This is a genomic window from Nocardia veterana NBRC 100344 (assembly GCF_000308855.1).
GTDB lineage: Bacteria > Actinomycetota > Actinomycetes > Mycobacteriales > Mycobacteriaceae > Nocardia > Nocardia veterana.
Genome location: NZ_BAGM01000008.1, coordinates 86,463 through 99,998, shown reverse-complemented (window position 1 = coordinate 99,998; position 13,536 = coordinate 86,463). Strand labels below are relative to the sequence as shown.

General features: G+C 67.2%; 13 protein-coding genes and 1 pseudogene. 4 read left to right on the top strand and 10 right to left on the bottom strand.

From position 1 onward, the window contains the following. Positions 1-10: 10 nt before the first annotated feature. Complete coding sequence (locus ON37_RS02295) at positions 11-796, bottom strand: 2-keto-4-pentenoate hydratase (RefSeq protein ID WP_040715979.1); 786 nt, start codon at positions 794-796, stop codon at positions 11-13. Between the two features lie 143 nt (positions 797-939). On the opposite strand from ON37_RS02295, the gene kstD reads away from it, so the two are divergent. The 4 genes from kstD to ON37_RS02275 all read left to right on the top strand — a co-directional run bounded on the left by kstD (position 940) and on the right by ON37_RS02275 (position 4,685). Then, positions 940-2,652, top strand: a complete 1,713-nt coding sequence (kstD, locus tag ON37_RS02290; RefSeq protein WP_040715977.1) for a 3-oxosteroid 1-dehydrogenase — start codon at positions 940-942, stop codon at positions 2,650-2,652. 177 nt (positions 2,653-2,829) lie between these two features. Further along, complete coding sequence (chsH3, locus tag ON37_RS02285; protein WP_040715974.1) at positions 2,830-3,693, top strand: enoyl-CoA hydratase ChsH3; 864 nt, start codon at positions 2,830-2,832, stop codon at positions 3,691-3,693. 189 nt (positions 3,694-3,882) lie between these two features. Next, positions 3,883-4,335: a prevent-host-death protein gene (locus ON37_RS02280; RefSeq protein ID WP_040715971.1), complete on the top strand. Its 453-nt coding sequence runs from the start codon at positions 3,883-3,885 to the stop codon at positions 4,333-4,335. Between the two features lie 2 nt (positions 4,336-4,337). After that, positions 4,338-4,685, top strand: a complete 348-nt coding sequence (locus ON37_RS02275; RefSeq protein ID WP_040715968.1) for a hypothetical protein — start codon at positions 4,338-4,340, stop codon at positions 4,683-4,685. Positions 4,686-5,209: 524 nt separating this feature from the next. Here ON37_RS02275 and ON37_RS02270 read toward each other — a convergent pair. The 9 genes and pseudogenes from ON37_RS02270 to ON37_RS02235 all read right to left on the bottom strand — a co-directional run bounded on the left by ON37_RS02270 (position 5,210) and on the right by ON37_RS02235 (position 13,531). Further along, positions 5,210-5,965, bottom strand: a complete 756-nt coding sequence (locus tag ON37_RS02270; RefSeq protein ID WP_157171326.1) for a hypothetical protein — start codon at positions 5,963-5,965, stop codon at positions 5,210-5,212. Positions 5,966-6,345: 380 nt separating this feature from the next. Then, positions 6,346-6,831 carry a pyridoxamine 5'-phosphate oxidase family protein gene (locus ON37_RS02265; protein WP_040715961.1) on the bottom strand — a complete coding sequence of 162 codons (486 nt, stop codon included), beginning with the start codon at positions 6,829-6,831 and terminating at the stop codon, positions 6,346-6,348. Positions 6,832-7,181: 350 nt separating this feature from the next. After that, entirely contained in the window at positions 7,182-8,477 is a 1,296-nt protein-coding gene (locus ON37_RS30735) for a tetratricopeptide repeat protein (protein ID WP_245552952.1), read from the bottom strand. Positions 8,478-8,525: 48 nt separating this feature from the next. After that, positions 8,526-9,059, bottom strand: a pseudogene (locus ON37_RS33955) (YqgE/AlgH family protein); the annotation flags it as partial. A 321-nt stretch (positions 9,060-9,380) separates the two neighbouring features. Continuing rightward, on the bottom strand, positions 9,381-9,830 hold the full coding sequence (locus tag ON37_RS02255; RefSeq protein ID WP_040715957.1) for a hypothetical protein: 450 nt from the start codon (positions 9,828-9,830) through the stop codon (positions 9,381-9,383). Then, positions 9,827-11,101 carry a DUF58 domain-containing protein gene (locus ON37_RS02250; protein WP_040715953.1) on the bottom strand — a complete coding sequence of 425 codons (1,275 nt, stop codon included), beginning with the start codon at positions 11,099-11,101 and terminating at the stop codon, positions 9,827-9,829. Before ON37_RS02250 ends, ON37_RS02255 begins: the two co-directional genes overlap by 4 nt. Next, the gene (locus ON37_RS02245) at positions 11,098-12,060 is read right to left on the bottom strand and encodes an AAA family ATPase (protein ID WP_040715950.1); all 963 of its coding nucleotides are present in this window, start codon (positions 12,058-12,060) and stop codon (positions 11,098-11,100) included. Before ON37_RS02245 ends, ON37_RS02250 begins: the two co-directional genes overlap by 4 nt. A 29-nt stretch (positions 12,061-12,089) precedes the next feature. Further along, the gene (locus ON37_RS02240) at positions 12,090-12,584 is read right to left on the bottom strand and encodes a hypothetical protein (protein WP_040716078.1); all 495 of its coding nucleotides are present in this window, start codon (positions 12,582-12,584) and stop codon (positions 12,090-12,092) included. Between the two features lie 5 nt (positions 12,585-12,589). After that, positions 12,590-13,531, bottom strand: a complete 942-nt coding sequence (locus tag ON37_RS02235) for a DUF4129 domain-containing protein (protein ID WP_245552946.1) — start codon at positions 13,529-13,531, stop codon at positions 12,590-12,592. Between the last annotated feature and the right edge of the window lie 5 nt (positions 13,532-13,536).

Genomic DNA, 13,536 nt, shown 5'->3' with positions numbered 1-13,536 from the left:
TCGAATCTCCTCAGCTGAATTGCAAACGGACAGAACCGAGTCCGGAGAACTCGGCATGGAAGTCGTCGCCCGGGCGGGCGTCGATCGCGCGGGTGCAGGAGCCGGGCAGCACGATGTCCCCGGCCTTCAGCCGCACCCCGAACGAGGCGACCTTGCGGGCCAGCCAGGCCACCGCGATGGTCGGATCGTCGAGCACCGCATCGCTGCGCCCCTCGGCGACCACCTCACCGTTGCGGGTCAGCCGGGCGTCGATGGCCTTGATATCCAGCTGGTCCGGCGCCACCCGCTCGGGCCCGAGCACCCAGCCGGCCGAGGACGCGTTGTCGGCGATGGTGTCGCACAGGGCGATATTCCAGTTCTTGATCCGGGTGTCGATGAGCTCGATCGCGGGGGCGTAGGCGACCGTCGCGGCCAGCACGTCGGCCTCGGTGCAGTCCGCACCCGGCAGATCCGCGCCCAGGACGAAACCGACCTCCACCTCGACGCGCGGGAACAGATACTTCGACGTGTCGACGGGAACATCCTCGAAGACCTGCATATCGGCGAGCAGATGCCCGTAGTCGGGCTCGTCGACGCCCATCATCTCCTGCATGGCCTTCGACGAGAGGCCGACCTTGTGCCCGACCACCTTCGCGCCGTCGGCGAGCCGCTGCCGGATGTTGATGAGCTGGATCTCGTAGGCGTCGACCACGTCGATCGCCGGATACCTGGTGACCAGCGGATCGATCGGCGTCCGGTCTCGTTCTGCGACCGCGAGCTCCGCGGCCAGTTCACTCCGTACCGCGTCGGACAGCACGCTTGTTCCTTCCATTGGGTCGCTCGGTCCGGGGACCAGCCGGTTACCGGGACGGAAACTGAAACGAGTTTTCCTGCATTTTCTCGTGACAGTAGTCCCATCTGCCAGACCAATATAGACCGAACCTGATCCGATTCTATAACGTGTTCTACATGACTGATCGGGAATACGACGTGGTGGTGGTCGGCAGCGGCGCCGCCGGAATGACCGCCGCCCTCGCCGCCGCGCACCACGGCCTGCGTGCGGTGCTCATCGAGAAGGCCGCGCACTACGGCGGTTCGACCGCACGTAGTGGTGGCGGGGTGTGGATCCCCGGCAACAAGGCGCTGAAGGCGTCCGGCCGGCCCGATGATCGGGAGGAGGCCCGCCGCTACCTGCACAGCATCATCGGTGACGTGGTGCCGAAGGAGAAGATCGATACCTACATCGACCGCGGCGCGGAGGCCTTCGACTTCGTTCTCGATCACAGCCCGCTGCAGATGACCTGGGTGCCGGGCTACTCCGACTACCACCCGGAAGCCCCGGGCGGACTGGGCTCGGGCCGCTCCTGCGAGCCGAAACCGTTCAACCTCAAGACGCTCGGGCCCGAGGCGGCCAATCTGGAGCCGCCCTATGCGAAGGCGCCACTGAACGTCGTGGTCATGCAGGCCGACTTCGTCCGCTTGAACCTGATCCGCCGGCACCCGAAGGGCATGATGCGGGCCATGCGCGTCGGCGCCCGCACCTACCTGGCGAAATTCACCGGTAAGCACATCGTCGGCATGGGGCAGGCGATCATCGCGGCCATGCGCAAGGGACTGATGGACGCGAACGTCCCGGTCCTGCTGAACACCCCGATGACCAAGCTGATCACCGAGGGCGACCGGGTCGTCGGCGTGGAGGCGACCGTCGACGGTGAGCCGACGATCTTCCGGGCCCGCTACGGCGTGGTGCTGGGCACCGGTGGCTTCGAGCACAACGCCGAGATGCGCAAGCAGTACCAGCGCGAGCCGATCACCACCGAGTGGACCACCGGCGCGGCCGCCAACACCGGCGACGGAATCCGGGCCGGAATGGAGGTCGGCGGCGATATCGGGTTCATGGAGGACGCCTGGTGGGGGCCGACCATCTTCAAGGGCGGCAAACCGTGGTTCGCCCTGGCCGAGCGCAACCTGCCGGGCGCGATCATGGTGAACGCCGACGGTAAGCGATTCGGTAATGAGTCCGCTCCTTACGTCGAGGCCGTGCACACCATGTACGGCGGTAAATGGGGTCAGGGTGAGGGTCCGGGCGAGAACATTCCCGCCTGGCTGGTGTTCGACCAGCGCTACCGCAACCGCTACATCTTCGCCGGGCTACAGCCGGGCCAGCGTTTTCCGTCCCGCTGGATGGAAAACGACAACATCGTCAAGGCCGACAGCCTCGAGGAGCTGGCCACCCACATCGGCGTGCCGGCCGACAACCTCGCCGCGACCGTCGCCCGCTTCAACGCCTTCGCGGAGAAGGGTGTCGACGAGGACTTCGGTCGCGGTAAGAGCCACTACGACCGCTACTACGGCGACCCGACGGTGAAGCCGAACCCGTGCCTGGCCGCACTGGTGCAGGGGCCGTTCTACGCGGCCAAGATCGTGCCCGGCGACCTCGGCACCAAGGGCGGCCTGGTCACCGACACCGCGGCCCGGGTGCTGCGGGCGGACGGCAGCGTGATCGAGGGCCTGTACGCCTCCGGCAATACCTCGACGCCGGTGATGGGCCACACCTACGCCGGACCCGGTGCCACCATCGGACCCGCGCTGACCTTCGGATATCTCGCGGTGATGGATATCGTCGAGAAGGCGCGCGGCCAGCAGGCCACGGCCGAGGCCGCGAGCAAGTAGGCACACCGATGAGCGGGACCCACCGCCGCGCCCGGCCGCGACCCCGGCACCATGGGAGCGATCGGACCACCCGGCCGGCGCGCATCGACCCTCGGCACCCGCGCACCTTTTCGACCGCGGGCGGTCCTCCGGGCCGCCCGGCCGGTCCTCGTGATTCGTCGGCGAACAAGGAAAATCATGCCCATTGATCTGAAAACCGCTCTCGGAGCGGAACTTCCGAGCCAGGAGTTCTCCTGGACACCGTCGGATGTGCAGCTCTACCACCTCGGGCTGGGCGCGGGCACGCGCTGGACCGACCCGAGCGAGCTGCGCTACCTCGACGACAAGCAGCCGCAGGTACTGCCGACGTTCGCCACCGTCGCGCCGACCATGCGGGTCACCGAACCGCCCCGGGTGAGCTACCCGGGCGTCGAGATCGACCTGGCGAAAGTGGTGCACGGCAGCCAGGAAATCGTGGTGCACCGGCCGATTCCGGCCGAGGGCAAAGCGAGCAGCACCGGCCGGATCACCGAGGTGTGGGACAAGGGCTCGGCAGCCGTGATCGCCCACGAAACGGTGATCACCGGATCGGACGGTGAGCCGCTGTGGACGGCACGCTCCTCCATCTTCGCCAAGGGCGAGGGTGGCTTCGGCGGCGAACGTGGCCCCAGCACCAAGGCCGAATTGCCCGATCGCGCCCCGGATTTCGAGGTACTGACGCCGACCCTGCCGCAGCAGGCCCTGCTGTATCGCATGTGCGGTGACCGCAACCCGCTGCATTCGGACCCCGAATTCGCCCGTGCCGCAGGCTTTCCCAATCCGATTCTGCACGGTCTGTGCAGCTACGGACTGGTCTGCAAGGCCGCGACCGATACCGTGCTGGATTCGGATGCCAGCCGCGTCACCGGCTTCCGCGCCCGGTTCGCGGGCGTGCTGTACCCGGGCGAGACGATCCGTTCCCGAATTTGGCGTGACAGCGAAGCGCTGGTCATCGCGGCCACCGTGGTGGAACGCGAGGACGCGCCCGTACTCGGCGATGTGCGCCTGAGCTTCACCGCCTGATCCGGCATACGACGCCATCTGTCCATCGCCGACCCTCCAGAGGTCTGCGCTCAGCGCGGGAGCTGGAGGGCCGGCGCACAGATCGGGCGAATCAGTACCCAGTGCGTTCCCGACGAGACGCAAGGGTGAGTGACTGCGTGGGGATCATCCCACCTCGAATTCCGAACACGTTCCGAATACAATGGGAACATGTCCACAACGGCACTCCACACCACGCGTCGCTCGTCAGACCTGAGCAAGCACTCCGCCGAGGTGTTCGCCGAGGCCGAGGACCATCCGGTGACGGTGACCCGGCGCGATGGCGAGAACCTCGTGCTCATGTCACAGCGCGAGGCCGAGGGACGCGCTCGCTTGCTCGAGTTCGCTGCGCAGCTCATCGGCGTAGCTGTGGACGACGAGGGCCCCCTCGCCGGACGGATGTCTCGAGCGTTCCCGTGGATGCTCGCACTGTCCCCGGAGGACCGAGCCACTTGCGCCCAGGACCTCGTCGACGCCGCGCGGGCATCGTTCTCCACCGACCAGCCGCACCTGGCGCTCGCAGAACTTACCTCGTGGCGCGAGACCGCGATCGCGATCGCAGCCGGTCTCGGCCAAGCCGAGGTGAATTGGTTGGATTCCGACGACGTTGTGACGCGGCCGTAGCGGTGGCAGGCAAACGCGGCGAGCTCGTGCCTCGCCCTCCGAAGAAGATCGAGTACGAGATCCGCTTCGCCACCGCCAATGCCCGTAAGGGTTGGCAGGATCTCACTGCAACGATTCGCAACTCGTTGGCCGATGCATGGGACTTCCTGACGCGAACACCCCTCGCCAGGACACCGACGAACTACCCGCTGCGCGGCGACCTCGGCACAATTACCCGCGGGCAGAAGGTCCATGAGCGCTGGCAGCACAAACCGACACTCAAAGGCACCGCCCGCATTTGGTTCTACGTCGAGGACCACACGGTTTACCTCGAACAGGTACACACCAGCGGCCCGAATGAGACGAAGTAGGCAGTGTCTCCGAAGCGCATCGGCTGACGATCCTGCGCCCGCCCCGGCGAGAACGATGCCGGCGGGAAACCGCGGCGGAGATCAAGGAGGTGGTGCTGCGTCTGATGGCCGAAGGCGGGCCGACGACGTGTCCGGACGAATCATGGCCTGGGCGTGCGGTTTCGAGACTGGGCGCTGGCGAACCCGATGTCGCGCATCTCATCCGTGCACTGGGCCTCGACCCGGTCCATCGACCCCCGAAAACGACGAACCGCCCGATCGGCGGTGAGCCGATCGGGCGGTTACCGGAGTAGGTCCGCCGACTGGGCGGGCGGTCCGAGCTCGCCTCAGTCCGGGAAGCCGGTGGCGAACAGGCCGGCGATCGCGACGGAACAGATGACGGCGATGATCGGGATAATCCACATGCCTCCAGACTACAAGGTGTAGTAGAAAACCACGACATCGCGTAGTAGGGCAAACACCCTGGTTGTGGGGCATCTCACCTTCGGTCAGTGCCCGTTACGTTCCGAAAGACCGGCCGCCTCTCACCCCGGCGGGCCACTGTCGGTGTGACGCGTTCGCCGCGGATCGTGGGTGGCTGCCCTGTGCGCAGCGGACCGGCCGGGCGCCGTCAAGGCCATCCGGACCTCGTCCCAGGTGGTCGAACCCGTAAGCGCCACCTTGACACCGGGCACCGGACGGCCGTCGAACCAATGGACCAGCTGGTCGTCATCGAGGTCGGTGCCCTGCCCCCAGAACACCGCCTCCACATCGGCGACGAGACCCGCGAACAAATTGTGAAAACTTGTCGACTCGTAGAACAGGCGATGGGTTGCCTTGCTCCAGGACCAGACATGCAATCGCGCGGCACAGGGGTCACGGCCCGAGACGAAATCGACCTTCAGGTAGACACTGACCGAGCTGGTTCCGGCAGGAACGAGCAGGCCCCGCTCGAGTTGTTCGTATACGCCGTAGTCCCATGCGTCCAAAACGCCTTTACTGTCCAGATCCGCGCGGTGTTTGTAGAATTGTCCGTCGACTTCGATGAGACCGCCCGGAAATTCATCGTCCAAGCGGTTCATTCTTGCTATTTCCCTGTCGATATCGACATCGACGGACAACCACATGCTCACGGTATTATCGTCAACCCGTTCGACGCCGGCGAACGGTAACGCAATCTGCTCGCCACCGGGTATCTGTACGACATTTCGTTCCCATGGGCGTGACGCGCTCACAGCGAGCCGGCGAAGTGCCCGGGCGACATTACTCCTCGGGAAATATATGTCGTAGAAAAAACTCATCCCCATAGCTTGCGCGCCTTCCGCTCGACCTCGCGTCCCGCGAAAATCAGCCCCACCGCCTCAGCTGTGACGACCTCCAGCGGTAGGACCGATTCGACACTGCTCGATGCCCTGCTCTGCCAGGTCTGAGGCGCAGGGCGGCGCGATCTTGCCGGAGCGAGTTTCGAGGAAGGTATGCACGGACAGATGTCCTCGGGCCCGACGTCGTCGCCGGACTCGACCGCATCGAGAACGCTCCCAGGGCCGGCGGAACGTCGAAGTCGCTGCTCGTGGGTTCCAGCTCTACGTGGCGGCGGAATTCGCCCTACTCGCCCCGAGCCGTCGTATCGACCGGGTTCTGCGGCTGATGACTTGCCGCACAGCATGTTTCGCCCGTCGGATCAGCTCGACCTTGCGGCCAGGTCGGCGAGGAACTGTGGCATACGGCCGGTGCCGAAGTCGTAGAACCGTGCCCACCGGGGCTCGAGTGCGATGCGCGCCATCCGGTCGTACATGGCTCGGCAGTTGCGCTCGAACTCGGCGGCGAACTCGGGGTCGAAGTTCTTCCGCGCGGCCGCGAGGTACTCCGGAACCACTCCGTCGACGATGGTCAGATGCACGATGCCGCGCACCGACAGGTTCTTCGCGGATCCGGGGGTGTCGCCGGCGTCCACCGTCAGGGCCACCTCGGGGCGAGCGGACAATGCCGCGACCTTGGGTGCGGTGGCCGCGGTGGACATGACGATCTCCTCACCGGTCCAGAAGATGCCGATGGGGACGACGCGGGGCAGCCCGTCGAGTCCGTTGTATGCCAGCCGCGCCATCGACGCCTGGTTCAACAGCTCCCCGGCGTCATCGAATTCCTGTTTGATCTGCTGGGCATCCATGATCGTGCTCCTCGAAGTCGCGGGGGATTGTGGTGGGCTTCAGCGCCGTGTCCGGCAGCCCGGTCCGCAGCGGATCTGCCGCGTGATACGTCGGACGCACTACATCGTGGCCGATTGCTCACACGACATCTAATGCCATATTTCTGTCCCTCGCATAGGTAAGGAATAGGTATGAATCGGACCCGATCGCCGTGATTCCACCTGGGTCGGCGGGTGCGCGCGCGGCCCACCGAGCCGTGACACTCACATTCCGAGTGCGGCTCCGGTCCGAGACGTTGTGCGGGTCGGTGATGGTTGCGCCTGCCGCACCGGACCGGACGGATTCGAGACCCGTAGCAGCAGCTGCCGCCCTATTGTGTTCGCGCTGCCTGGTAGGCGGCGGCGAGGGCGTCTCGTATGGCGCCTGTTTCCGGGTGGTCGTGGCCGCGCACGCGCTCGAAGTCGGCGAGCGTGGATTCGTAGAGCTGGATCGCGCTGTCGAATCTGCGGTCGGCGAGGTGCATGCGCGCGACGTTTCCGCGGGCCGTCAATGTCCGGGGGTCGTCGGGACCGACCGCTCGTTCGAGGCCGGACATGGTGGCTTGGTACTGGTTGCCCGCATCCCGGTGCCGGCCGACGGATGCGTAGGCATGGGCGAGATTGTGGCTGACGCCCAGGGTCTCGATGTGGTCTGGGCCGAGCGCCCGCTGCATCCGCGTCAATATGCCCTCGTACATGGGAATGGCTGTATCGAATCGGCCGGCGCAGGTATGAGCGTAGGCAATGATAACCGATATTTCGAGAGTCTCGGGATGTTCGGACCCGAGGTGCCGGCCGGCCGCAGTGGCAGCGATCGTCAAGACCTCCGCTGCCTCATCGAAACGGTTTGTGGCCCAGTAGACGTCGGCGAGCTTTCGCCGGACGGCGAGCAGGTCGGCAATGCTCATCGTGGCCTCGTGATCGGCCAGCATCCGCTCTGCCAGCGCGCCGGCCTCATCGAAACGCGATGCTGACCAATAGGCGCCCAAGAGGCGGCCCAGGGTATGCAGCGTATCGCTGTGTTCTGCGCCGAGAATTCGTTCGCGATCGGCCGCAAGGGATTCGAGCAGCGGTATCGCCTCGTCCAGCCGGTCCGCGTTCCGGTACGCCTCGGCGCGATAGGCGCGGACCGCGAAGAGGGCGGGGTGGTCAGCTCCAAGGTCCGGCCCGCATTCGGTGAGTACGTTCTCGGCCAGTCCGATCGCGGCATCGAGTTGCCCGTCGGCCAGATAACCCGCGAGCAGGGTATCCAGGACGGTAAAGGTGAACGAGTGAACCGGCCCGAGCGTACGCACGCAGTCGTCGTAGGTGTTCCCGGCCAGTGTGATGGCGTCGCCGTGGCGCCCGGCGGAATGGTACAACGCGGCAAGAAGGACTCGGTGTGCGAGCCCGTACGGATGATCCGCAACGCCGGCGTGGGCGTATCCGGCGACGGCCGCCTCGAGGAGCGCGCCGGCCTCATCGAATCGCTCGGCGGACCGCAATGTCTGGGCGAGGCTCAACCGGATCGTGACGGTGTGCTCGCTGTCGTGGTCGAAAGCATTCCCGGAGCCGTGCAATGCGGCCTGCAGCACAGCGATGGCTTCATCGAATCGCCCGGCAGATTTGTGCGTCTCGGCCAGGCTCACGCGCGTGGCAAGAACCGCCGCGAACGTGTCGGTGCCGTCCGGATCGCCACGGCGCAGCACCTGTGCCCAGAGGCCGGCGTGGTCAGTAGTGACGAGGTCGGTGGTGGAGGTGTCCCGCACAAGCCATGCGCCGCGCTCCACCGCGGTTTCCAACTCGCCGGCCTCCCACCCGACATAGCCGCTGAAGATTCGCACACCCTCCACGAAGGGGGCGATCCGTGCCGGGTCGGCATTCGGATCGACCACCGCGACCCGACCAGCTATCCGGTACAAACCGGGGACCTCGTCGCTCGGGGCGTCGTTACGCAAGGCGGCCAGGCACATCGTCTCGTCCCCCTGGACCGGGCCGCCGATGAACACCACCTGTGGCGATGCGGCAAGTTCTGCCCACTGCGGCAGCACATCTCGCACGGCCGTATCACTCGGGCGGTCGAGCGCGACACACAGGCTTCCGTCGCCGTTGTGCTGGAAGACGTAACAGACCGTATTCGAGAACCCGGGCTGGACAAGTTCCGCTCCGGACGCGAGCAGAACCCCCGCGCGCACGTCCCGGGCGGTCGAGCGGGCCGGCTGACCGGCCATGGCAGGCTCGCCCCCAGTGGAGACAGATTGATCGGGCACTGCCCCAAGATATCCGGCGGCGAGTTCCTACGCAGGTGCGATTCGGGCCTCGCCGCGCGCTCCCGCCTCGCCGATGTGCACGCCGTCGCGCGGGCAATGCGCAGGGGAATTCGGCTGTCGCGCCGGTGAACACGGCGTCGGCAGCCGATATCCGCTTCTGCCGCTTTGTCGAGCGACAGTGGTAAATCACCGCCCTAGGACGATGAGTCCCGTCGGGGGCAGTGACAGTAACCCGTCGGCGCACGGCTGGATCGGGGGAAGGCGGCACGACGGTCGCCGTACTTATGACCCGCCGGAGCGCTCCGGCTCGGTCTCCTGTGGCGCCGCGCCGTGCACGATCGCGGCGAACAGCGCGATCACCAGTACCGGGGCCGCGAGCGGTAGCCATGCCAAGCGGGCCGGGATCAGCGTCGCCAGGACCGCCGCTGCGGCGAAGCCCAGGGCGCCGATCACCGAGGGCAGGGTGGTGGGGACCACGCCGGCGGGCGCGTGCAGAGTGGCGGTGTTGAGCAGGTAGGTGGTTGCCACCAGGCCCGTGCCCGCGGCGGCCAGGGCACCGGTGTCGGCCCAGGTCAGCGCGCCCAACGCGATCAGCGCGGCCACCACCGCCGCCACCCGCCATCGCCAGCCGGCGACCACCGCGACGCCCACCGGGATCGCGGCCCAGGGCAGCACGATTCCCACCGCCGTGGTCAGCAGCAGGCCGGCGAGGACGGCCAGAAATCTGGTCATCGCCTCACCCGCACCAGTCGTCGATGTTCCGGAAGCAGGCGCATCGCCTGATCGAGCCGGGCGCCGTCGGGCCAGGCGACGATGTCGACGCCGACGGTGCCCATATCGCGATACATCGCGGTGCGCTCCAACTGCCACATCCGCGCCAATGTCGGATCCAGGCCGTCCTTGAACGGCGTGCCGCGCAGCACGTCGACCACCACCACGGCATGGCCACGTTTGCGCAGATCGATCAGCGCCAGCGCGAATTCGGTGTCCAGCAGGGTGGAGAAGGCCACCACGATGGCGCCGATCGGGACGGCCGCGTGGGGTGCCAGGGTGCCGGCGTTCGGGATGTGCTCGTCGCCGACGCCGAGCACGGTGTCGACGATGCGATAGAACTGGCGGCGGCCGATATCGGGGCGCAGCCAGCGCGGCGCCCGTCCCAGGCAGACGACCGCGGTGCGATCACCGGCCTGTAGCGCGGTCTGCGCCACCTGCGCCGCGCCGCGCACCGTCAGCTCCATCGAATCGGATGCGGGTCCGGGCGCTTGCAGCGAAGTATCCACCAGCACAACGACGTCCGCGGCTCGGTTGGTGAGGCGTTCGGTGACGTAGAGGCGGCCCCGCCGGGCGCTCACCGGCCAGTTCACGATGCGTAGCTGGTCGCCCGGTGCGTAGGCGCGGATATCGGCGTACTCCACCCCGGGACCGTGGCGGCGGGTGAGGTGGGTGCCGATCCGCTCCGGAAGTTCGGTGCGCGGCAGGCGCATTCGCTGCGGATCTGCGATCGGATAGACGTAGACCTCGCCGGCCGGAACGCTCGCCGACGCCTGCGCCAACCCGGCCGGACTCAATGCCGTCAACCGGACCGTGACCGGATAGCGGCCCCAGCGCTCGGTCGACAACGCCAGCCGCAGACCGGCCGGTGCGGGCCCGGAATCGGAGGCCTCCTCGACTCGCAGTTCGAGTCCGTTCGCCTCCTCGGGACGGCAGCGCAGCAGCGCGTGGCCCTGTTCGACGAAGGCGGCGACCGCGAGCTCCACCTCCTCGGATTCGAAGCATCGCAGCACCCCGCCGCCGTCGACCTGAATCCTGGTGCGCGACAGTTGAATCGGCGCGGTCGCCAGGACGCCCAGCATCGGCGCCGCGAAAATCGCCAGCTGCCACCGCTGCAACATGATCGCCGGAATCAGGGCCAGGGCGGCCGTCACCGCCAGCATGTACACCAGCGGTGCGGGCCGCCAACGCAACCCGACCTCGGTGGCCGATGTGGTGTCGCGATGTCTCATGTCACCGTCGCGCGGGGCACGGGCAGGCGGCGCAGCAGCTCGGAGATGACGTCCTCACCCCGGATCCGGCGCACCCACATCTCCGGGCGCAGCGTGATCCGGTGCGCCATCGCCGGAACCGCCAGCGCCTTCACATCTTCCGGGATCACGTAGTCCCGCCCGAGCAACAGGGCGCGGGCACGGGCCATCTGCACCAGATCCAGTTCCGCGCGGGGGCTGGCGCCCACCTCCACCTGTGGATGTCCGCGGGTCGCGGCCGCCAACGAGACCACATACGTCACCACATCCGGATGGACGGTCACGAATTCGACCGCCTGCCGCATCTCCAGCAGGCCCTGCGCATCCACCACCTGTCCGACCTGCGGGGTGATCGCACCGCGCTCGAGCCGCCGGCGGATCATCTGTGTCTCGTCCTTCTCCGACAGATATCCCAGCCGTAACTGCATCGCGAAACGGTCCAGCTGAGCCTCGGGCAGCGGATAGGTGCCCTCGTACTCGATCGGGTTATCGGTGGCCAGCACGATGAACGGCTGTGGCAGCGGGAAGGTTTCACCGTCGATGCTGACCTGCCCCTCGGCCATCGCCTCCAGCAGCGCCGCCTGCGTCTTGGGCGGCGTGCGATTGATCTCGTCGGCGAGCAACATATTGGTGAACACCGGGCCGCGGCGGAAATTGAACCGGCCCGAGGCCATGTCGTAGATGGTCGATCCGATCAGGTCCGCGGGCAACAGGTCCGGCGTGAACTGCACGCGCGTGAAGTCCAGACCCAGTGCCGTGGCGAAGGATCGGGCGATGAGTGTCTTGCCCAGACCCGGTAGGTCCTCGATCAGGACGTGGCCGCCCGACAGCACCGCGACCATGATCAGCTGCAGCTCTTCGCGCTTGCCGACCACGACCCGGGCTATCTCCCGCAGCACCGCATCGGTGCGTTTGATGGTCACATCCAAAGGTGTCGTCATATCCGATCTCGCACTAGTTCCAACCCATTTCACATGTTCTGCAGACGGCGCAGAATCTCGTCCAGTGCGGCCCGGCCGGGCGCCCGCGTGGTTTGATCACGCGGCGCCGAATTGGCCGGATCCACCCAGCGCCACAGTTCGGGCCCGAACTGCAACTGTCCGGCGGCCTCGGTAGCCTTGCGGTTCTTCGCGATTCGATGACCGCTGGACAGTTCGAACTCCTTGGCCAGCAGCGGCCGCAGATAGCGGTCCCAGTCGGCCCGGGTGCCGTCGGCGCGGCCGGCGAGCATCTGGGCGCGTGCGCGCCACCGGGCCAACATCTCCGCCGGTCCGTTCTCGATCTCCTGATCGTCGAGATCGGCGCGCTGTTGGGCGCGGGCGCGCTCGATCAGCGACCACAGCAGCAGCGCCAGGGCGCCGATCACCGGGACGCCGACCAGGACGGGCAGCAGTTCTCGCTGATTGCTCAGGCCGACCAGTTCGATCAGCCCGATCAGTGCGACCGCACCGATCACGATCGACATCCGGGTCACAGCCGCGCCCCCTGGAGATCGGCGAGCACGATGCGCAGCAATTGTTCTGCGCGCATGCGCTGCCATTCCAGCATCGAATGCGGGCTGAAGCGCGCCTCCTCGAACAGGGTCACCAGCTCGCGCGCCGAGGCATCGTGCAGGACGCCGCGGTCGAACGCGCGGGCCAGCACCTCCGAGGGGGTGTCCGAGGCCAGGGGCGCTACCTCACGGGCCTGCGCCAGACCGCTCTCCATCGCGACGTAGCAGGCGATGATCGCGGTGCGTGCGTCCTTTCCCGAGGCCATCATCGCGGCCAGGCCCATTTCGGCCACCTGGGCCAATGAGACGGGCGCCTCGGTCGCCGGCGACGCGGGCACGACGGACGGGGCGCCGCGGCGGTCGCGCGCGCCGAAGGCCACCACGGCGAGACCGATCACCGCGACGGCGACCAGGGCCGCGGCACAGGCACCGACGAAGATCAGGGCATTCCCGCTCAATTCGGGAGTTCCGGAGAACGGTTGCGAGGTCGGTGGCGCGGATGTTTCCGCGGGCTGCGGGGTTGCCGTGGCGGGCGGGTGCGCGGGAGTCGACGGTTCACCACTGTTGCCGACGAACAGGTAGATCGCCCACACGATCGCGCTCAGCACTCCCGCGACAGCGATCGCGATCAACACCACCAGACCGAACCGGCTGAGCCGGAACGGCTGGCGTTCCCGCTCCCGGTCCTCCTCGCCCATCGCCAGCGGCAGGTGGTGCTGGCTGGTGAGCACACCGGCCAGCAGGATCACCACCGAGACCAGCGACAGCACCGGCATCAGAGCGACCGTCACGGCCGAGGGCGGCGATACCGCATGCGGGCCACCCGTTCCCGGCAGATATCCGCGCAGCGCGAACACGACGCACGCCATCAGGGCGATCAGCCCGATCGCGCGTGGTATCGCCGTTCTCACCCCGGCCACGGGCC